Source organism: Comamonas terrae (genome assembly GCF_001544075.1).
GTDB lineage: Bacteria > Pseudomonadota > Gammaproteobacteria > Burkholderiales > Burkholderiaceae_C > Comamonas > Comamonas terrae.
Genome location: NZ_BCNT01000001.1, coordinates 113562 through 133366 on the forward strand (window position 1 = coordinate 113562; position 19805 = coordinate 133366).

Sequence of the window (19805 nt, forward strand, 5' to 3'; positions counted from 1 at the left end):
TCCTCGCTCTGAATGTCGATTCAGCCTAGAGCATGTTATGAACTTCCAGCTGACGCCAGTACCCGAGCGGCAGTCAGTAGCATGAGTACGACCAAAAGGTGCAGCCCGCCCATGACCTATGGCAGCAATTCATAGTCCCACGAGAGCCGGCGGAACCTCTCAAGCCAGTCAAAACTGCGCTCCACCACCCAGCGCCAAGGCAACCACACGAAGCCTTTCCTCACCTCGGGCAGCTTCACGATCTGGAGCCCTCTCCCGTTGTCCTGGGCTGCTTCGTGGGTTTGCTTGCCTGTGTAGCCCTGGTCTGCCCAGGCCATCTCCACCGTGCAGACCGTGGCCTGCTGGACTTGCTCGCACAGGGAGTGTACCTGCGCCCGTTCCCGCTCGTAGGCTGGCGTGACATGCACGAACAGCCCACCTCCAGCCAGCGCCGGCCTTGATGGCAGACCACTTCCCACGGCGACAGGTCATTGGGCAGCAGCCGCCAAGGTGCACCTGCACGCACTAGGCAACGTAGCGCATTGAAGGCTTCGCACAGGTCATGCTCGCGCTGCGGCGCTTGTGGATCCATGAGCGTCAGCTAAGGTGCAGCAAAGCTCCATTCTTCATCGCTGATATCTGTCGAGTAAGGCTTGCGGGGCATTGCAGCATCTGCTTGGACTGTCGCCCGTCTTGAACGGTAGTCCATAACACGCTCTAAGCCCCTCTTCTGAGACGCCACCCGATCCCTCAGCGGAGGCAGTCGACACGAAATGGGACGAATTGCTTGCGCGCCTCACACGTAGCGATACGGGAAAGCATCCAGCAACCTGTTTTGCCCAACGAATTTTCTTGCCCGGGCCACCCTGCTCCTCTGCAGAAATTGAATGCTTTCCTGATCCAGAGAATCGATGATCAATTTACTCTGGACTTCCTGGTTTGCTCCAAGAAAGTAATCATTGAATTTAAAGTCCTCGTCGGAATGAATGGGAATACCTTTGAATGAAATCCATTGCGCGGGGATTCCATATGCATGGGCAACGACGACTCCATGCAATGATGTTGAATAAATGCAATCGCATGAGGTCAACTCATCAATGAAAGACTCAATATCATCATTACCGGATCTAAATATTGAAATCAATCTAAATTTGCTATTTTCCAAAAAATCTTCTTTGGCGACTTTCACATGCCGCTGATGGCAGATGATTCCCAGGTTTTTCGAGGTTCTGGCTGCCCTCGGGGTGTAGAATATGGGCAGCAGCAAAGCTGGATCGCCCCATATGCCGGGAGACTGTAATCCATGAGAATTCAACACCGCCCCCGTGAGCGGCCCTCTGACTGCGAATATCCGGGATTTGCAGAAAATTTTTCGAACCGGGATCAACCTGTTCCTTATGGATTTTCTAGTCAAAAGCCCACTGCCCCAGATATAGCTCCGGCTGAATGCATTCGCATAGTTGATAATTGACCCCACCCCAACCAATTTATTCGAATCACTGTCATCAGCATAAACAATCTCTCTACCGGTAATTTTATTTACCAAGTATGGAGACAATTCATCCCCCATATTTTTATGCCCAGCCCAATAATTCAGAAAAACTGGCTTTGCACAATTCAGTTCATGGAATACATTATTTTTTTCACTTATCATATGGATTTAATTCACGTGCAAAAATGTAAATTTTTTGCACGAATAATATTTCCATTATGTAAACAAAAAACCGCAAAAACGTATACGAAATGTAAATTCCGCCCCTTGTAGCACCGCCTGCGTCAAGGCTGCGGCGCATGATTACGCGGTTGCTTCGCAGGGTAATGACCAGGTAGACGTCCTAGGTTAAGTTGACACCGAGGACGATAGTTCAACCGCTGGATGCCGGCAAAGGACGCCTGTGCACCGCATCGGTATATTTGCATTTTCAAAGGCGAGATGCTGTAGATCCTCACAACTCGCCCACCATGCACCGGGGCTGATCCAGGTTGGTAGGCCTCTGCAGCAACAGCTCGCCTTTGAGGATGCAGTTCAGGGGCATGGCTGCACATGATGCACCACGTCCCCAAACTTGGCGACCGTGCTTGCGCAGCCACACCATCACCGTAGATCAACCCTGGATCCCGTAGCGCGCCTGCGCTTGCTTAGACGTCGACTCGCCTTTTCCGCCTGTTCGACCATTGCCAGCTTAAAAGCCAGCGTGTAGTCCCTCTGGGTTCGCTGAAAGCCAGATTCCGTGAGATTTTCCAAAAGGTGTCACCTCAGGCAGGACGGGTCAATTCCTTCAAAAAAAGCCCCGCAATGCGGGGCTTTTGGCGAGACCGGTTCGGCGTGCTTTAAGCAGCGTAGTTGGCTTCGGCAAACTTCCAGTTCACCAGCTTGTCGAGGAAGGTCTCGACGAACTTGGGACGCAGGTTGCGGTAGTCGATGTAGTAGGCATGCTCCCAGACGTCCACGGTCAGCAGGGCCTTGTCGGCGGTGGTCAGGGGCGTGCCGGCGGCGCCGGTGTTCACGATGTCCACGCTGCCGTCGGGCTTCTTGACCAGCCAGGTCCAGCCGGAGCCGAAGTTGCCCACGGCCGAGGCCTGGAAGGCCTTCTTGAACTCGTCGAAGCTGCCCCACTTCTTGTTGATGGCGTCCAGCAATGCACCGGTGGGAGCGCCGCCGCCGTTGGGAGTCATGCAGTTCCAGAAGAAGGTGTGGTTCCAGATCTGCGCAGCGTTGTTGTAGATGCCGCCCGAAGACTTCTTGACCACGTCTTCCAGATCCATGTTCTCGAACTCGGTGCCCTTTTGCAGGTTGTTCAGGTTCACCACGTAGGCGTTGTGATGCTTGCCATGGTGGTACTCCAGGGTTTCCTGGCTGTAGCCGAACGGAGCCAGGGCGTCGATGGCATAGGGCAGTGGGGGCAGAGTGCGTTCCATGATGGTTTCCTCGTGAGTTGAAGTGTTGGAGCCGGCAGGCGCTGCCCTGGCCGGAAGCTGAAGCAGCGCCAGCATGGCGGTAGTGCGCCTGGCGCGCGGGCACATTGCTGTACCGAAGCCGTCAAGTATTGCACTAACTGGACCATTGTAGGAACAACCGGGGTCTGCAGAACCGAATCCTGTCCGCCCCCGCGCTTCCTGCATGAGCATGCGCTCACGGCTGACAGCAGGCCCGGCCTCGCCCTTCCCGGATTGCCAGCGCTGGCGGCAAAAGAGCCCTGATGCCGCCAGGGTGAAATCGGGATACCGCAGCCTTGCCCAGGCCCTGCTCACAGCAGGCGCGGCTGGGTCACGACCACATCGACCGCGCCGTCGGACAGCTGGGCCTTGAGCGCCGCGCCCGGCGGCGCCTGCCGTACCTGGGTGACAGGCCTGCCCTTGTCGTCGCTCAGTAAGGCATAGCCGCGCTGCAGCACCAGGCGCGGATCCAGCAGTTGCAGGCGCAGGTCCATGCGCTCCAGCCTTTGCGCCTGCCCCAGCAGGCTGCGCTGCAGAACCTGGGGCAAGCTGGCCTGCAGCACTTGCTGCCCGTGCGCCAGGCGCTGCATTTTGAGGAGCATCGCATGCCGCAGGCGCTGGGCCTGGCGGCTCAGCTGCAGATGGTTGCGCGCCAGCTGGCTGCTGGGCCGGCCCAGGCGCTGGGTGGCCAGGTCCAGGCGCTGCTGCTGGCGGTCCAGCATGCGCTGCGCGCCATTGGCCAGCCGGTCCTGCAGGAGCTGCAGCACGCCCAGCCAGACCTCGCGCGGCTGGCTCACCAGCTCGGCCGCCGCCGTGGGCGTGGGAGCGCGTAGATCGGCGCAGAAGTCGGCAATGGTGAAATCGGTCTCGTGCCCCACCCCGCTGATCAGCGGCACCGGGCTCTGGACGATGGTGCGCGCCAGCTGCTCGTCGTTGAAGGCCCACAGGTCCTCGAGCGAACCGCCGCCGCGCACCAGCAGGATGGTATCGATCACCGGTTTCTGCGGATCCGCAGCCAGATCAGCCGCCATCCCTTGCCCATCCTGCGCCAGGCGATACAGTTTTTGCAGCGCCTCGACCAGCGATTGCGGCGCCTGCGCCCCCTGGACCAGGGCGGGCACCAGCACCACGGGAATATGGGGCACGCGCCGGCGCAGGGCCGTGACCACGTCATGCAGCGCGGCCGCGCCCGGCGAGGTGACGATGCCGATGCCGCGCGGCAGCGGCGGCAGGGGCCGCTTGCGCGCCACATCGAACAGGCCTTCGGCCTCCAGCTGCGCCTTCAGGCGCAGGAACTGCTCGAACAGGGCGCCCTGGCCCGCGCGCTGCATGCTCTCCACGACCAGTTGCAGGTCGCCGCGCTGCTCGTAGACACCGAGCCGCCCGCGCACCTCGACCATTTCCCCGTCACGCGGCATGAATCCGATCTGGTCGGCCGCCCGCCGGAACATGGCGCAGCGGATCTGGCCGTTCGCATCCTTGAGATTGAAATAGCAATGGCCGCTGGCCGCGCGCGAAAAGCCGCTGAGCTCTCCACGTACGGCCACCGGGTTGAAGCGCGCCTGCAAGGCGTCGCCAATGGCGCGGCACAGCGCGCCAACATCCCAGATACGTGGCGCGGCAGCGCGGTTCGGGGTCTCGAAGATCGAATTCATGCGGTCTCAGCCAGGTCAGGGCCCACAAAATTCTCCACAGCCCAAGCCCTTGCTCCCGGCACGGCTGCCATGGCCATTTTGTTTATGCAATTGTTCAAAACAAATTCTCAAGTCATTGATTGAAAACAAATTTTCTCGTTTCATCGCCCTGCCACAGTTGTTACTGCCAGTAGTTTCCGGCGATAGACCTGCGGCGCCGCTTAGTTAACGCACAAAGTTATCCACAGAAATATCTGCTATACGCGCGATGCGCCGCTCCGGCGCCGGCCCTGCAGGCCAGGCGGCAGGCCCACGGCACGCGCACGCACAAATCCACGCGAAATCCGCGCCGGGCAGCAGCAGGCCTGGGCCATAATCTGCGGCTGCAATTTCTGAACGACGAGGGAGAAAAGTTGCTGTCGATCATACAAGCCGCAGGCTGGCCGATCTGGCCCTTGGTTGCCTGCTCGATTCTGGCCCTGGCACTGATTTTCGAGCGCTTTACCGCGCTCAAGACGGCGCGCGTGGCGCCTCCGGCCTTGCTGGACGAAGCCATTTCCGTTTCCTTTCGTGGCCTGCCCAGCGAGGAGGTCGTCAATCAGCTGAGCCAGAGCTCGGCCCTGGGCGAAGTGCTGGCCACCGGCCTGCGCACGCTGCGCAACCATCCCGACAGCAACGAGGAAGAAGTGCGCGCCGCCATGGAAGGCGCAGGTCGCGCCGCTGCCCACAAGCTGGAAAAATACCTGAGCGCCCTGGCCACCATCGCCTCGGCCGCGCCGCTGCTGGGCCTGCTGGGCACGGTCATCGGCATGATCGAGATCTTCGGTTCCCAGTCGGGCGCTTCGGCCACGGGCGGCGGCAACCCCGCGCAACTGGCCCAGGGCATCTCGATTGCGCTGTACAACACGGCCTTCGGCCTGATGGTCGCGATCCCGGCGCTGATCTTCTGGCGCTACTTCCGCGCCCGCGTGGACGGCTATCTGCTGGGCATGGAGCTGGCTTGCGAGAAGTTCGTGCGCCATCTGGCCCGCACCAGCCTGGGCGGCAAGTGAGCCCGGCCCCAGCAGTCCAAGGTCGCATGCCATGAACTTCCGCCCCCGCCACCGCGACGAGCCCGAGATCAACCTGATTCCCTTCATCGACGTGCTGCTCGTGGTGCTGATCTTTCTGATGCTCTCCACCACCTACAGCAAGTTCACCGAACTGCAGCTGACCCTGCCCGTGGCCGATGCCGAGCAGCAGCGCGACCGGCCCAAGGAGATCATTGTGGCCGTGGCCGCCGACGGCCACTATGCCGTCAACAGAAACGCCATGGAAGACCGCAGCGTGTCCGCCCTGGCCCAGGCTCTGGGCACGGCCGCCAGCGCCAGCAAGGACAGCGTGGTCATCATCAGCGCCGACGCCACGGCCCCCCACCAGTCCGTGGTCACCGTGATGGAAGCGGCCCGCCGCGCCGGCCTGTCCCAGATCACGTTTGCTACCCAGTCCTCCACAGCAGCCGGCAAGGCCAAATAGGCATTGCCCGCCTGCCGGCAAGCACCAGGCCGCCTTCACAGGCGGCTTTTTTCATCGCCCAGCCGTCCCGGGATGGAAAAAGCCTCGTGCGCAGTCGCCCGCCGGGATCCCTTTCCATTTGCGCCAGCATCCTTGAAGCCTGGCACGGCCGCCGTATGATCGGCAGTTACCCTACCGCGCCCATGTCCCACGCGTCCACCAGCCCCCTTCCCCGGCAGACCGGCCTGCGCGCCATCTGGCGCCGGCGGGGCCTTGGCGCCTGGCTGCTGTGGCCGCTGTCGCTGCTCTATGGAGCGCTGCAGCGCTGGAATGCCGGTCGCATGCAGGGCCGTGCGCAGCAGGCCGGCGTGCCCGTCATCGTGGTGGGCAACGTGATCGCCGGCGGCGCCGGCAAGACGCCCGTCACCCAGGCCGTAGTCGCGCATCTGCTGGCACGGGGCTGGAAGCCCGGCATCGTCTCGCGCGGCTACGGGCGCACAACGCAGGATTGCCGCGAAGCCCTGCCCGGGAGCCCCGCCAGCGAGGTGGGCGACGAACCGGCCCTGCTGGCCCGCAGCACGGGTGTGCCGGTGTTCGTGGCGGCAAAGCGAATAGACGCGGCCCGCGCGCTGCGCGCCAGATACCCCGAGGTCGATGTGATCGTGAGCGACGACGGCCTGCAGCACCTGGCCCTGGCCCGCGATGTGGAGCTTTGCGTGTTCAACGATGAAGGCGTGGGCAACGGCTTTCTGCTGCCCGCGGGCCCGCTGCGCGAGCCCTGGCCGCGCGCCGTCACGGCCGCCGTCTATGCCGGCAGGCCGCCCCGCCCAGCGGGAAATGCTCCCGCCTTTGCGCTGCAGCGCCGGCTCAGCCCTGTAATGCACAACGGCAGGGGCGAACGGCTGGAACTGGCGGCCCTGGCCGGGCAGGAAGTCGAGGCGGTGGCCGCCGTGGCGCGGCCCGAGTCGTTTTTTGCCATGCTGGGTGAACAGGGCATTGTTCCTGCCGCCATGCAGGCCTTGCCGGACCACTATGGTTTTGAGAGCTTCTCGCGCAGGCTGGACAATCAGAAACCATTGGTCTGCACCGAAAAAGATGCCGTCAAGCTCTGGCGCATCCACCCTGAGGCCTGGGCCGTGCCGCTGCAACTGCAGCTGCCGCAGGCCTTCTGGGACCTGCTCGATGCCCGGCTGGCCGCTGTTTGCCAGCGCCCGCCTCCGGGCTGACTATCATTGCCCCATACCGAGTCCCGCGGCACGCCTCTTGCCTTTGCGTCAGCGGCGGGCAGCCTCCCTCTCCGTTTTGCAGGAATTGCCATGGATCCCAAACTTCTCGAACTGCTGGTCTGCCCCGTTACCAAGGGCCCGCTGCGCTACGACCGCGAGCGCCAGGAACTGGTCTCGCGCAGCGCGCGGCTCGCTTACCCGGTGCGCGACGGCATTCCCGTGCTGCTGGAAAACGAAGCCCGCACGCTGACCGACGAAGAAATCGAGGCCACACCCTGAGTCGCTCCGCGCCTTCCCCTGAAAGGGGGACAACGGCCTTTGCTTCGGGACGGCCTTTGCTGGCCGTCCTTCAAGCCAGTTCCATCACACAGAGATTTCCATGCCGTTCACGGTTCTGATTCCCGCCCGCATGTCCTCCAGCCGCCTGCCCGGCAAGCCCCTGGCCGATATTGCCGGCCTGCCCATGGTGGTGCGCGTGGCCCGGCGCGCCCAGCAAAGCACGGCCGCGCGCTGCGTGGTCGCGGCCGACGATGCACGCATCGTCGATGCCTGCCTGCAGCATGGCGTGCAGGCACTGCTCACGCGCAACGACCATCCCAGTGGCAGCGACCGCCTGGCCGAGGCCTGCGAACAGCTGGGCCTGGACGGCAACGATGCGGTGGTCAACGTGCAGGGCGACGAGCCGCTGATCGAGCCCGCGCTGATCGATGCCGTCGCGCATTTGCTAAGCGCCCGCCCCGAAGCCAGCATGGGCACGGCGGCCCATCCGATCGCCTCCCCTGCCGACTACCGCAACCCGAACGTGGTCAAGGTCGTCTGCGACGCCAAGGGCCTGGCCAGCTACTTCAGCCGGGCACCGATTCCCTTCTCTCGCGACCATGCCGACGAGGCCTGGTGGGAGACGGCCGCCGCCACGGCAGGCCATGCGGGCTTTGCGCCGCTGCGCCATATCGGCATCTACAGTTACAGGGCCGGCTTTCTGCGCGAGTTCCCGCGCCTTTCTCCGGCCCCGACCGAAGCCATGGAGCAGCTCGAGCAGCTGCGTGCGCTGTGGCATGGCCACCGCATCGCCGTGCACCTCACGCCCGATGCGCCGGGCGCCGGCGTGGACACGCCCGAAGACCTGCAGCGGGTGCGCGCCCTGCTGGCTGCCTGACTTGGCTGCGCCCCGTGCTACAGCTATCAAAACAATAGCTGTTCGCGCATGCATGACAATCCATTGCAGGTGTTTTGCTTGCACAAGGCAAGTAAATCCTGCGCTGGCAGCTATACTTTCGGGCAGCAGCACAGGGCTTGCCGCCCTGCGCCGCCGGGCCAGAGACAAGGCCGCCGCATCGTTCCGACACCGTCTGCGCCGCACGCAAAAGGCTGGCAGACGGACGCTGCACTGGTGACATCCCTCCCCAGCGTGTAAGCCAGTGTTGGCCTTGTGCGTGCTATCCTTGCCCGCGAAAAAATACCGCCAGGGGGTGCCCGCCTGCCGCACGCTGCCCCGGCCGCCAAGAATTTCTACTCTTCTCAAGGATCTCCATGAAACTGATTTTGTTGGGTGCACCCGGCGCCGGAAAGGGCACCCAGGCCGCCTTCATCTGCCAAAAATACGGTATTCCCCAGATTTCCACCGGCGACATGCTGCGTGCCGCCGTCAAGGCCGGCACCCCCCTGGGCCTGCAGGCCAAGGCCGTCATGGACGCAGGCCAGTTGGTCAGCGACGATCTGATCATCAACCTGGTCAAGGAGCGCATTGCCCAGCCCGATTGCGCCAAGGGCTTTCTGTTCGACGGCTTCCCCCGCACCATCCCCCAGGCCGATGCCATGAAGGCCGCCGGCGTGCACCTGGACTACGTGCTGGAGATCGACGTCCCGTTTGACGCCATCATCGAGCGCATGAGCGGCCGCCGCTCCCACCCTGCCTCGGGCCGTACCTACCATGTCAAGTTCAATCCCCCCAAGGTGGAAGGCAAGGACGACGTGACCGGCGAAGACCTGGTGCAACGCGAGGACGACAAGGAGGAAACCGTCAAGAAGCGCCTGGATGTATACAGCAGCCAGACCCGCCCCCTGGTGGACTACTACCAGAACTGGGCCAAGCAGGATCCCGCTTCGGCACCCAAGTACCGAGCCATCAGCGGCCTGGGCAGCGTGGAAGAAATCACCGAGCGTGCATTGAATGCCCTGTCGAGTTGATCGCTTCTGTCCCGCCCAATAAAAAAGCACCCGCTCCGGGTGCTTTTTTTATGGCCTGCCAAGACCCACCCGGCCCAGGGGTGAAACCGACGTTGGCGCATTCGCGCCCGGGCAGGCGCAGCGGATTTTTTCGGCAGCGTAGCTGTCTCCGTTCAAGAAGGCTCCAGGGCCAGATCCAGCATCATGGCCACGCGCGCCTTGGCAGGCGGCAGTTGGACCACGTCCAACGCCTGTCCGCCCACGGCCCCGGCCGGCACCAGCCACTGCTTCAGCCAATGCTCCCGGTCGGCCGCCAATCCCGCTGCCCCGGGCGGCAGCACCGGCACACCTTCCAGGCAACGGGTGCTGCACCACACGCGCACGCCGGCCTTGCGGGCATCGAGCAAGGCCTGCAGCATCTGCGCATGCACCGTGGCATTGCCGGTCCCGGCCACCACCAGGCCTTTCACACCCGCAGCCACCAGCGCCCTCACAGCCCTGGCGCTTTGTGCCGCACCGGAGGCAACGATCTCCACCCAAGGCAGCGCATCGCAATCCAGCCACCGCGCCAGCCGCGCACCGGCATCCACCGCCGCACCTACAGGCCTGCCAACCCAGCGCAGCATGCCTTCTTCCATATAGGCGCATGGCCCTCCCTCATAGGAACGAAGCGCGTCGAGCCGGTACGGGTGGACTTTCTGCACCGCCAGGCCCGCGTGCAGCGCGCCCGCCGCCATCACCCAGACACCGGCTCCGCCGGCGCCTGCATCGGCGGCCTGCGCCGCTGCAGCCACGGCGTCGCGCAGATTCTGCGGCCCATCGGCCTGCAGCGACGTGGCCGGGCGCATGGCGCAGGTCAGCACCACGGGCTTGGCGGGCTGCAGCGCAACCTGCAGCAGCCAGGCCGTTTCCTCCAGGGTATCGGTGCCATGGGTGATCACCACGGCGCGCGTCTGCGCGTCCTCCAGCAGCTGGGCCACGCCGCGCAGCAGAAGTCTCCACACCGCCCAGTCCATGTCCTTGCTGTCGATCTGCGCCAGCTGCACCGCCTCCAGCCGGCAGGCACCATCCGCTGCGTCCAGGCCGGCAATGGCCTGCAGCAATCCCTCCACCGAGATCTGCGCCGCCGTGTAGCCCACGCCGTCGCCCTGGCTTGGCGCCCGGCCGGCAATGGTTCCTCCTGTGCCCAAAATGACAATCTTTGCCTCAGCCACTTGCCCCTCGCAAAAAACTGGTTAAAAATACAGATACTGTATAAATTATCAGATCACTGTTCGGAAATCCTGATCCAGAACCCCAAGCCGCCCGACATGTCCGACCATCCCAAGCTCACTCCCCGCCAGCAGCAGATCCTGGATCTGATCCAGTCGACCATTGCGCGCACCGGCGCTCCACCGACGCGTGCCGAAATCGCCAGCACCTTCGGGTTCAAGTCCGCCAATGCGGCCGAGGAGCACCTCCAGGCCCTGGCGCGCAAGGGCGTGATCGATCTGGTCAGCGGCACCTCGCGCGGCATCCGCCTGCGCGCCGATACCGTGCGCACCATCAATGCCGCCCGCGGCACCAGCTTCGCCCTGCCGCTGGCCGCGCTGGCGCCGCTGGTCCTGCCCCTGGTCGGCCGCGTGGCGGCGGGATCGCCCATTCTCGCCCAGGAACATATAGACCAGAGCTATTCCGTGGAGCCCGGCCTGTTCGCGGCCAAGCCCGACTACCTGCTCAAGGTGCGCGGCATGTCCATGCGCGATGTCGGCATCATGGATGGCGACCTGCTGGCCGTGCAGTCCACGCACGAGGCCCGCAACGGCCAGATCGTCGTGGCCCGTCTTGGCGACGACGTCACGGTCAAGCGCTTCAGGCGCACGCCGCAGGGCATAGAGCTGCTGCCCGAAAATCCCGACTACAAGGTCATCCACGTCGCACCGGACGAACCTTTCGCCATCGAAGGCCTGGCCGTAGGCCTGATACGCAACAGCATGTTCATGTAGCGTGCTCCCACGGCGCCGGCACTGGCGCCCTGGGCCGATTCCCACAGCACTGCCCGGGTGGTAGGCGCAAGGCTTGAAGGCCTTGCCCCGGGCGGAGCCTTGCCTGAAAAACGCAATCCTGCCCCGTCCACAACCTCGCAAGAACTTTCTTGAAACAGGAGTTGCCACATGGGATTCGCTTTGCCTCTGGTGTCTCTGACACGCTTTGCCCTTCAAGCCCATCGCCATGCCGCCGTGCGAGAGAACTCCGCGTCGCAAGCCTCATCGCAGGCACCAGCCAGGCCAGCACGGTCGCAGCCTCGCGATGCAATGCTCTCCAATTCCCCATCCGAAGATACGCGGGCCCGGCCTGCCGTTTTCACCATGCGCCGAAGCCGCTCCCGACGCCGCGCCACGGCGCCCGCTGTTCCCTCCGCCCAGATGCCCTTGCCGCTCGAGGCCGCTCCTGCCTGCAGCCAGCCGCGCATGCTGCGCATCGTCCAGCGCGAGCCGCGCAATCAGCCCGAATGCCTGCTCATCTCGGGCCGCATGGCCGATGTCTGTGCTGCGCTGGAGCGCATGGCCGCCAACGAAGGCGCGCTGCACGCCTGATGCATGGCGGCCCCGCCGCGCCATAGAAACCGGCAAGGCGTGCATCCGATTTTTGAAGTATTTGCAAACAGTTCCATGCGCCGTGGCCGTTGAATGCTCACAAAAATGAGCCTATTCAAGGCACAATCGGGTGCATGAACATCGTGATCCTTGACGATTACCAAGATGCTGTGCGCAAGCTCGATTGCGCCCGTCTGCTGGAACCTTTCAATGCAAAGGTCTACACCAATACCGTCAAGGGCGTGGGACAGTTGTCGGTGCGCCTGCGCGATGCCGACATCATTGTTCTGATCCGCGAACGCACCCAGATCACCAAGCAGTTGCTGGAAAAGCTGCCGCGCCTCAAGCTGATCGCCCAGACCGGCAAGGCGGGTGCGCATATCGATGTCGCGGCCTGCACGGCCCATGGCGTGGCGATCGCCGAAGGTGTCGGCTCCCCCATTGCGCCGGCGGAGCTGACCTGGGCACTCATCATGGCTGCCATGCGGCGGGTGCCCCAGTACATCGCCAATCTCAAGCACGGGGCCTGGCAGCAGTCCGGGCTGAAGGCCGCCTCCATGCCCCCCAACTTCGGCCTGGGCAGCGTGCTGCACGGGCGGGTGCTGGGCATCTGGGGCTATGGACGCATCGGCCAGCTGATTGCCCGCTATGGCAAGGCCTTCGGCATGCAGGTCTGCGTCTGGGGCAGCGAGGCTTCGCGCCAGAAAGCGGCGGCAGACGGGCTGATCGCCGCCCCATCGAAAGAAGCCTTCTTCGAAGAGTGCGACGTGCTTTCCATGCACCTGCGCCTGAACGACGCCACGCGCGGCGTCGTCAGGGCAGACGATCTGGCCCGCATGAAGCCCACGGCCCTGTTCGTCAATACGTCGCGCGCGGAACTGGTGGAACCCGAGGCCCTGCTTTGCTCGCTCAATCGCGGCCGGCCGGGCCTGGCAGCCATCGACGTGTTCGAGAGCGAGCCCATCCTGCAAGGCCACGCCTTGCTGCGCCTGGAGAACTGCATCTGCACGCCGCATATCGGCTATGTGGAGCAAGACAGCTACGAGCTGTATTTCCGCGCCGCTTTTGAAAACGTGGTGAACTTCGTCAACGGCCAGGCCAGCAACATCTTGAACCCTGAAGTGCTCAGCGGCCCCCTGCGCATGGGCCGCTCCTAAGCCGCCCCTGGCGCTAAGAACTGGCAGGGCCCGGCGGCCATTGAAGCTGCGAGGCCAACTCCTGCGCCACCGCTTGCTGCAGCGATGCTCGCACCAGCGTCTCCACTTCCTTGCGCAGCTGCAAGGCCATGGACCGTGCCTGGTCCTCAACCACGGCTGAAATCGCCTCGCGCAGCCGCTCCTCGAGCATCTGATCCACGCGATGCATAAGCCTCTGGGTAAGCTGTTCCCTGAGTTGCTGCGCGTGCGGGCCATTCCAGTCCGCATCAGGGGCAAGCGGAGCATTGGCACCCGCAGCCACCGAATTTTCAAGCGCCGGCTCGGGCAGGGACAAAGCAGCCGGCCCCTCGGCCTCGGAAAAAACTTCCGACGAGAGCGGCTCCCTTTGGGAGTCGCCAGCAAGCGTCCGCGCTGGCGCATGTTCCGCCGCGGCTTCCTGCGCTTGCCCGTCCGACACGGAGTCCAGGTCACCCACGTTTACCTGCGGTGCAATGGTGTCGGCATTGACGCTCTCGGATAACTCGGCATGCGCAGGCATGACCCCGCTTCCCGACAGCGATTGCTGCGGCGGCAGGGAGTCCGGCAGAGGCGGCAGATTGCGCGGAATCGCGGAAATTCCGCGTACGCCGGCCGCGGCATCAGCCAGCCTGGATGAATGCAGAACCGGCTGCAGGCCTGGCGCTGAAGCATTCTGCGGCACGGCAAGCTCCGAGGGAGGTTCGGCCGACAGATCGGCCTCCATGGCGTCCAAGGCAGCAGCTTCGGGATCGATCGATGCCGGCACCACCTCGGTCAGGGTGGGAACAAAGCGCGGCGGCGTTTTGGAAGAGGAATTCATGCCCTAGCCCCTGAGCTTCAAATCATGGCGGACGATGGCCACGCCCTGCGCGGCATAGCTTTTCCAGCGCGCCCGCGCTTCCTGCCGGTCCATCTCGTCGGTTGCCGAAACAATCTCGACGACCTTGGCAAATTGCTCATAGCCCGCTGGCACTTCGCTGCCCAGATTGACCAGCACATCATGGTGCGGCAGATTGTCAAGCCGCTGCGCCAATACGATGCCGGATGCCGCCAGCAGCTGTCCTCCATCGCTGGCAAAGGCATGGGCCAGAAAATCCGTGGGAGACACTGCCCACAGCTTCGGAGACAGCGCAGCCAGCACAGGCTGGCTGCCCACCACCACCAGCCGCGCCCCATGCCGCAAGGCCTTGCGGGCATACCGGCATACATAGGCCTGCTTGTCGGGCGCGTTGAAATGGAAGGCGACTTCGGTCATCTCACGCTCCCGCGACGGCAATCAGCGCGCCGGCCATATTCCAGGTCACACAGCAATGCGTCACTCCTGGCTCAAGCCTTGGCCTCTGCAGTGGCGGCTGCGGCACGGCGCGAACTGCGGGGCTTGGTGACCGCTTTCGAGGATTTGGCGGCTTTGCCGTTCAGCTTGCCGGCAGGGGCCACAGCCTTGCGGGAAGCATCTGCCCCGCCTTGCCGGGCCAGCAGATAGTGCAGCAGCAGGCCCACCGGCCGACCTGTCGCCCCCTTGGCTGCGCCACTCTTCCATGCAGTACCCGCGATATCCAGGTGCGCCCAGGGAATGTCGCCCACGAATTTCTGCAGGAACTTGGCGGCCGTCACGGCACCGCCGGCACGACCGGCCACATTGCCCATGTCGGCGAAGTTGCTCTTGAGGCCCTCCGCATATTCGTCATCCAGCGGCATGCGCCAGCAGGGATCGAGGGCCGCGTCGCCAGCCTTCTGCAAAGCCTGCGCCAGCTCGTCGTGCGCCGAGAACAGACCGCTGCGCAGGCCGCCCAGTGCCACCACGCAGGCGCCGGTCAATGTCGCCATGTCCACCAGGGCCGCAGGCTTGAAGCGCGCGGCATAGGTCAGCGCATCGCTGAGCACCAGTCGGCCTTCGGCATCGGTGTTGAGAATCTCGATGGTCTGGCCGCTCATGCTGGTGACCACGTCGCCGGGCTTGACAGCGCCGCCGTCGGGCATGTTCTCGCAGGCAGGAATCAGGCCCACTACGTTGATGTCCGGCTGCAGCCGCGCCAGCGACTGGAACACGCCCAGCACACTGGCCGCACCGCCCATGTCGAATTTCATTTCGTCCATTTCGGCCGCAGGCTTGAGCGAGATGCCGCCCGTATCGAAGGTGATGCCTTTGCCCACCAGCACGATGGGCGCCACATTCCTGGCGGCACCGTTGTAATGCAGCTCGATCAGGCGCAAGGGCTCGCGCGAACCCTGGGCCACGGCCATGAAGGCCCCCATGCCCAGCTTGGCAACTTCGGCCGGACCGTGGATCTTGCAGCTCAGCCGCGTCGACCTGGCGGCAGCCACCATGGCCTTGGCGGCGTCGGCCAGCAGCGTGGGAGTGGCATGGTTGGCAGGGCGGTTGGCCCATTCGCGGGCCGTGGCCACGCCTTCGGCCTGCGCCACCGCGACATTGAAGTCCGAAGCAATGGCTGCAGTCCTGGTCGCCACGCCGATCACCACCTTCCGCAGCTTCGCAGGCTTGGCCTGCGGCTTTGTGTGGGTATAGACATAGCAGACATCGGCAATCGCCTGCACGGCGGCCGATACGGCCGCGGCATCGGCATCGAACGCAAAGCTCACCACGGCCCTGGCCACGCCTTCGGCCTTGAGCACGCCGGAGCAGCCGGCCAGCGCATTGCGCACATCCTTGGCCGAACCCGCGCCCGTTCCCAGCAGCAGCACACGGCGCGCGGCGATTGCCGGCACCTGGTACAGGGGCAGTTGCTTGCCGGCGGACAGGGCAAAATCGCCCTGCTTGACGGCATGCGCCACCAGCGCACCGATGGCATCGCTGCCCAATGTGCCCGGGGCGGCCTGCTCGGAAACCAGCACCAGCAGCAGGTCGCATTTTTCACGTGCTGCGGCCGCAGCGCTCAGAGCCTTGAGTTCAAAGTCCATAATCGGTGTTTTCCTTTTAGCCAATGTTATTCGATTCATCCATACGCAAAGAGCTTGCCCGCAGCTTCGGTGCGACAGCCGTCGTCCTGGTCACCGTGGTGATGACCATGATGCTGATCCGCACGCTGGGCCAGGCTTACAAAGGCAGCGTCAGTCCTTCGGACGTGCTGCTGGTCATGGGCTTTACCGTGCTCGGGCAGTTGCCCACCATCCTGGGGCTGAGCCTGTTCGTGGCGGTCGTCGGCTCGCTGTCGCGCATGTACCGGGACAGTGAAATGGTCATCTGGTTCGCCGCAGGCCAGGGCCTGGCTTCGCTGCTGCGGCCGCTGCTGCGGTTTGCCTGGCCCATTCTGGCCGCAACCGCCGTGCTGGCTCTGGGCGTGCTGCCCTGGGCCAATCTGCAGATCGAGCAGATCAAGGCCCAGTTCCAGCAGCGCAGCGATATTGACCGCATCGCCCCCGGAGAGTTCCAGGAGTCCGCAGGCGGCACGCGCGTGTTCTTCATCGACAAGGACATTCCGAGCGCCCAGGCGGCCAGCAATGTCTTCATCGTCTCCAACGATCCGGGGCGCGAATCCGTCACCTCGGCCAAGGGCGCCCGCCTGGAGGTGGTCAAGGGCGAGCGCATGGCCATTCTGATGGACGGCCAGCGCATGGAAAGCCGCGCCAGCGACGGTACCGTAAAGATCAGCGACTTCAAGGAATACGGCACGCAGATCGATGGCGGCAACCCGGTGTCCGCCGAAGAAATGGCCGCGCGCAGCATGCCCACTTTGGAGCTTGCCCGGCGCGACGAGCCGATTGCGCGCTCCGTGCTGGGCTGGCGCCTGGGCCTGCCGCTGGCAGCACTCAATTTCGTGATCCTGGGCCTGGCGGTCTCCAGCGTGAATCCGCGCGCCGGCAACAGCAGCAGCCTCATGATCGCCCTTTTTGCCTTCATCGTGTACTACAACCTCATGACGCTGGGCGAAAGCTGGGTCGGTGCCAACAAGATCAGCATGTGGAGCCTGCTGCTGCTGCTGCATGGCACCACGCTGGCAGGCAGCCTGCTGGTGCTGGCCGCGCGCCACAAGCGCTGGTCGCCGCGCGATCTGCTGCGCCGGCGCAGCGCCACGGGAGGTGCGGCATGAAAGTCCTGCGAGGCCTGATCTACCGCCAGATTCTGGCGGCCGTGCTCTACGTGACACTGGCTTTCCTGGCGCTGTTCTTCTTCTTCGACCTGGTCGACGAGATGCGCTGGGTCAACCGCAACTCGGCCTACAACATCACGCATGCGCTGATGTTCGTGGCGTTGGCCATTCCCGGCCATCTGTACGAACTGCTGCCCATCACGGTGCTGATCGGCACCATCTTCGTGATGGCGCGCTTTGCCCAGAGCTCGGAATTCACCATCATGCGCACCAGCGGCATGGGGCCGTGGCTGGCGCTGCGCACCCTGCTTTTCATCGGCCTGGGCTTTGTGGTGCTCACGATTGCCGTCGGCGACTATGCGGCCCCCGCCGCGGAGAACCTGGAGCAGAAGCTGCGCGCAGTCCAGAAAGGCCAGATCACCACGGGCGCCACCGGCGCCTGGCTCAAGGAAAAGCAGGGCGACCATTCGATCGCCGTCAATGTGCGCGCCATCAAGGCGCCCGGCGACTTCCTGAACGTGCGCGTCTACGATTTCGATGCCAACGGCCGGCTCGCTGCACAGATCCATGCCGAAACCGCGCAGGTCGACGAAGAGCATGACCGGTGGTCCATGCAGAACGTGCAGATCAGCCGGCTGAGCCAAGAAGGCGAAAAGACCAAGCTGGTGCGCAGCAACGAAAAAAGCTACGACTGGCCAACGCAGGTGACGGCCGAGATGGTCTCGGCCGCACTGCTCAAGCCCGACAACATGTCCACGCTGGCGCTGTTCCAGTTCATCCGCCACCTGGAAGCCAACGGCCAGGCCGTGCAGAAATACGAGATCGAGTTCTGGCGCAAGGTCTTCTACCCGCTCAGCTGCCTGGTGATGGTCGTGTTGGCCCTGCCCTTTGCCTATCTGCATTTCCGCTCGGGCGGCATCGCCACCTATGTGTTCGGCGGCGTGATGGCCGGCATCAGCTTCTTCCTGCTCAACAACGTGTTCGGCTATGTCGGCACCCTGCAGTCCTGGTGGCCCTGGCTGACCGCGGCCGCGCCAGGGCTGCTCTACACGGCGCTGTCGCTGACCGCGTTCGGCTGGCTGGTGCTGCGACGCTGAGGGCAATTGCCATGACCCATTCCCATTGCACACCGTCCGCAGCCGTCGTGCCCGGCCTGGTGCTGCTGGCCCACGGCTCGCGCGATGCGCTGTGGCGCCAGCCCATCGAGGCCGTACAGGCCGCCGTGCAGGCGGTACAGCCTGCGCTGGCCTGCCACTGCGCCTATCTCGAGGCCTGCGAGCCCGACCTGCCGGCGGCCGCCGCAGCCCTGGTCCAAGAAGGCGTCAACCACATCACGGTGCTGCCGCTGTTCCTGGGGACAGGCAAGCATGCGCGCGAGGACATTCCGTGCCTGGTGGAGGCGCTGCGCCGGCAATATCCAGAGTGCCGTTTCGAGCTGCAGGCCGCCGTGGGCGAGCATCCGCGCGTCACAGGCCTGCTGGCCGAGCTCGCCATAGAGCAGGCGCTGGCACGTACGGCACCGCCTTCTCCAACGGCTCCGGACAAAGAAATGTCGGGATAAAAAACCGATTTCTTATATAAATGAAGCATAATGACGCAAGCTCTCTGTCTATGCCGTCATGAATCTTCACCAATTCCGATTCGTCCAAGAAGCCGCGCGCCGCAACCTCAACCTAACCGAAGCGGCCAAGGCCCTGCACACCTCGCAGCCCGGGGTATCCAAGGCCATCATCGAGCTCGAGGAGGAACTGGGCATCGACATCTTTGCCCGCCATGGCAAGCGCCTCAAGCGCATCACCGAGCCGGGCCAGGAAGTCATCAAGAGCATAGAGCTCATCATGCGCGAAGTGGGCAACCTCAAGCGCATCGGCGAGCAGTACAGCGCCCAGGACAGCGGCACGCTGAGCATCGCCACCACCCACACCCAGGCCCGCTACGTGCTGCCTCCGGCCGTGGCGCGCCTGCGCGACATGTACCCCAAGGTCACGATCAGCCTGCACCAGGCCACGCCCGCCGAAGTGGCGCGCATGGTGATCGACGAAGTGGCCGAGATCGGCATGGCCACCGAATCGCTGGCCGACTATCCCGATCTGGTCACCCTGCCCTGCTATGAATGGCAGCACGTGCTGGTGCTGCCCACCGGCCATCCGCTGGCGCAGAAGGAGCGCGTCACGCTCGAGGACATCGCCCACGAGGCGCTGATCACCTACCACCCTTCGTTCACCGGGCGCGGCAAGATCGACCAGGCTTTCGATGCGCGCCGCCTGCATCCGCGCATCGTGCTGGAAGCCATCGACGCCGACGTGATCAAGACCTATGTGCGCCTGGGCCTGGGCGTGGGCATCGTGGCCGAGATGGCCATGCGCGACGATCCGGTCAACGATCTGGTCGTGCGCCCCGTCGGCCACCTGTTCGGCACCAGCGTGGCCCGCGTGGCCATCAAGCGCGGCGCCTATCTGCGCAACTTCGTCTACAAGTTCGCCGAGCTGCTGAGCGACCGCCTCTCGCGCGACCTTATCATGCGCGCCATGAACGGCAGCGTGGACGACTTCGGCCTCTGATCCTTTCC

The 19805-nt window shown here is 64.0% G+C and carries 20 protein-coding genes and 2 pseudogenes; 13 read left to right on the forward strand and 9 right to left on the reverse strand.

Translation table 11 applies throughout. From position 1 onward, the window contains the following. Positions 1-35: 35 nt before the first annotated feature. From Cte04_RS00480 to xseA, 5 genes and pseudogenes are all read right to left on the reverse strand, one after another. Positions 36-580 (reverse strand): annotated as a pseudogene (locus tag Cte04_RS00480) (transposase). 195 nt (positions 581-775) lie between these two features. After that, positions 776-1633 carry a polysaccharide pyruvyl transferase family protein gene (locus Cte04_RS00485; protein WP_083526421.1) on the reverse strand — a complete coding sequence of 286 codons (858 nt, stop codon included), beginning with the start codon at positions 1631-1633 and terminating at the stop codon, positions 776-778. 382 nt (positions 1634-2015) lie between these two features. Then, a pseudogene (locus Cte04_RS22205) lies at positions 2016-2155 on the reverse strand (IS3 family transposase); the annotation flags it as partial. A gap of 155 nt (positions 2156-2310) precedes the next feature. Beyond that, positions 2311-2898, reverse strand: a complete 588-nt coding sequence (locus Cte04_RS00495; protein ID WP_066470013.1) for a superoxide dismutase — start codon at positions 2896-2898, stop codon at positions 2311-2313. A 329-nt stretch (positions 2899-3227) separates the two neighbouring features. Further along, positions 3228-4571, reverse strand: coding sequence for an exodeoxyribonuclease VII large subunit (xseA, locus tag Cte04_RS00500; protein ID WP_066470016.1), 1344 nt, complete (start codon positions 4569-4571; stop codon positions 3228-3230). A gap of 392 nt (positions 4572-4963) precedes the next feature. On the opposite strand from xseA, the gene Cte04_RS00505 reads away from it, so the two are divergent. The 6 genes from Cte04_RS00505 to adk all read left to right on the forward strand — a co-directional run bounded on the left by Cte04_RS00505 (position 4964) and on the right by adk (position 9457). Beyond that, positions 4964-5602 (forward strand): MotA/TolQ/ExbB proton channel family protein, encoded by a 639-nt coding sequence (locus Cte04_RS00505; RefSeq protein WP_066470019.1) that lies wholly within the window; start codon positions 4964-4966, stop codon positions 5600-5602. Positions 5603-5633: 31 nt separating this feature from the next. Then, on the forward strand, positions 5634-6065 hold the full coding sequence (locus Cte04_RS00510) for an ExbD/TolR family protein (protein WP_066470023.1): 432 nt from the start codon (positions 5634-5636) through the stop codon (positions 6063-6065). Between the two features lie 182 nt (positions 6066-6247). Continuing rightward, positions 6248-7270: a tetraacyldisaccharide 4'-kinase gene (gene lpxK, locus Cte04_RS00515; RefSeq protein ID WP_066471695.1), complete on the forward strand. Its 1023-nt coding sequence runs from the start codon at positions 6248-6250 to the stop codon at positions 7268-7270. A 90-nt stretch (positions 7271-7360) separates the two neighbouring features. Further along, positions 7361-7549: a Trm112 family protein gene (locus tag Cte04_RS00520; RefSeq protein ID WP_066470026.1), complete on the forward strand. Its 189-nt coding sequence runs from the start codon at positions 7361-7363 to the stop codon at positions 7547-7549. Positions 7550-7649: 100 nt separating this feature from the next. Continuing rightward, entirely contained in the window at positions 7650-8426 is a 777-nt protein-coding gene (kdsB, locus tag Cte04_RS00525) for a 3-deoxy-manno-octulosonate cytidylyltransferase (protein ID WP_066470028.1), read from the forward strand. A gap of 374 nt (positions 8427-8800) precedes the next feature. Further along, positions 8801-9457, forward strand: coding sequence for an adenylate kinase (gene adk, locus Cte04_RS00530; protein ID WP_066470030.1), 657 nt, complete (start codon positions 8801-8803; stop codon positions 9455-9457). Positions 9458-9609: 152 nt separating this feature from the next. Here adk and Cte04_RS00535 read toward each other — a convergent pair whose 3' ends face one another. After that, a complete protein-coding gene (locus Cte04_RS00535) occupies positions 9610-10626 on the reverse strand; it encodes an asparaginase (RefSeq protein WP_245633242.1) in 1017 nt (338 codons plus the stop codon). A gap of 120 nt (positions 10627-10746) precedes the next feature. On the opposite strand from Cte04_RS00535, the gene lexA reads away from it, so the two are divergent. From lexA to Cte04_RS00550, 3 genes are all read left to right on the forward strand, one after another. Next, complete coding sequence (gene lexA / locus Cte04_RS00540; RefSeq protein ID WP_066470036.1) at positions 10747-11421, forward strand: transcriptional repressor LexA; 675 nt, start codon at positions 10747-10749, stop codon at positions 11419-11421. 363 nt (positions 11422-11784) lie between these two features. Next, complete coding sequence (locus Cte04_RS21930) at positions 11785-12012, forward strand: hypothetical protein (protein WP_245633243.1); 228 nt, start codon at positions 11785-11787, stop codon at positions 12010-12012. A 134-nt stretch (positions 12013-12146) separates the two neighbouring features. Beyond that, the gene (locus tag Cte04_RS00550; RefSeq protein ID WP_066470038.1) at positions 12147-13169 is read left to right on the forward strand and encodes a D-2-hydroxyacid dehydrogenase family protein; all 1023 of its coding nucleotides are present in this window, start codon (positions 12147-12149) and stop codon (positions 13167-13169) included. Positions 13170-13182: 13 nt separating this feature from the next. Here Cte04_RS00550 and Cte04_RS00555 read toward each other — a convergent pair whose 3' ends face one another. The 3 genes from Cte04_RS00555 to Cte04_RS00565 form a co-directional block, all read right to left on the reverse strand. After that, positions 13183-14007: a hypothetical protein gene (locus Cte04_RS00555; RefSeq protein ID WP_066470040.1), complete on the reverse strand. Its 825-nt coding sequence runs from the start codon at positions 14005-14007 to the stop codon at positions 13183-13185. A 3-nt stretch (positions 14008-14010) separates the two neighbouring features. Next, positions 14011-14442 carry a DNA polymerase III subunit chi gene (locus Cte04_RS00560; RefSeq protein ID WP_066470042.1) on the reverse strand — a complete coding sequence of 144 codons (432 nt, stop codon included), beginning with the start codon at positions 14440-14442 and terminating at the stop codon, positions 14011-14013. Between the two features lie 71 nt (positions 14443-14513). Beyond that, positions 14514-16106, reverse strand: a complete 1593-nt coding sequence (locus Cte04_RS00565; protein ID WP_066470044.1) for a leucyl aminopeptidase — start codon at positions 16104-16106, stop codon at positions 14514-14516. Positions 16107-16129: 23 nt separating this feature from the next. Between Cte04_RS00565 and lptF the strand changes: the two genes are divergently transcribed. The 4 genes from lptF to Cte04_RS00585 are packed head-to-tail and all read left to right on the forward strand — an operon-like array spanning position 16130 to position 19797. Beyond that, positions 16130-17236 carry an LPS export ABC transporter permease LptF gene (lptF, locus tag Cte04_RS00570; protein ID WP_066470048.1) on the forward strand — a complete coding sequence of 369 codons (1107 nt, stop codon included), beginning with the start codon at positions 16130-16132 and terminating at the stop codon, positions 17234-17236. After that, complete coding sequence (gene lptG / locus Cte04_RS00575; protein WP_066470051.1) at positions 17233-18333, forward strand: LPS export ABC transporter permease LptG; 1101 nt, start codon at positions 17233-17235, stop codon at positions 18331-18333. The genes lptF and lptG overlap by 4 nt, the downstream gene beginning before the upstream one ends. An 11-nt stretch (positions 18334-18344) precedes the next feature. Beyond that, a complete protein-coding gene (locus Cte04_RS00580; RefSeq protein ID WP_066470056.1) occupies positions 18345-18797 on the forward strand; it encodes a sirohydrochlorin chelatase in 453 nt (150 codons plus the stop codon). 58 nt (positions 18798-18855) lie between these two features. Then, positions 18856-19797 carry a CysB family HTH-type transcriptional regulator gene (locus Cte04_RS00585; protein WP_066470058.1) on the forward strand — a complete coding sequence of 314 codons (942 nt, stop codon included), beginning with the start codon at positions 18856-18858 and terminating at the stop codon, positions 19795-19797. Positions 19798-19805 lie beyond the last annotated feature (8 nt).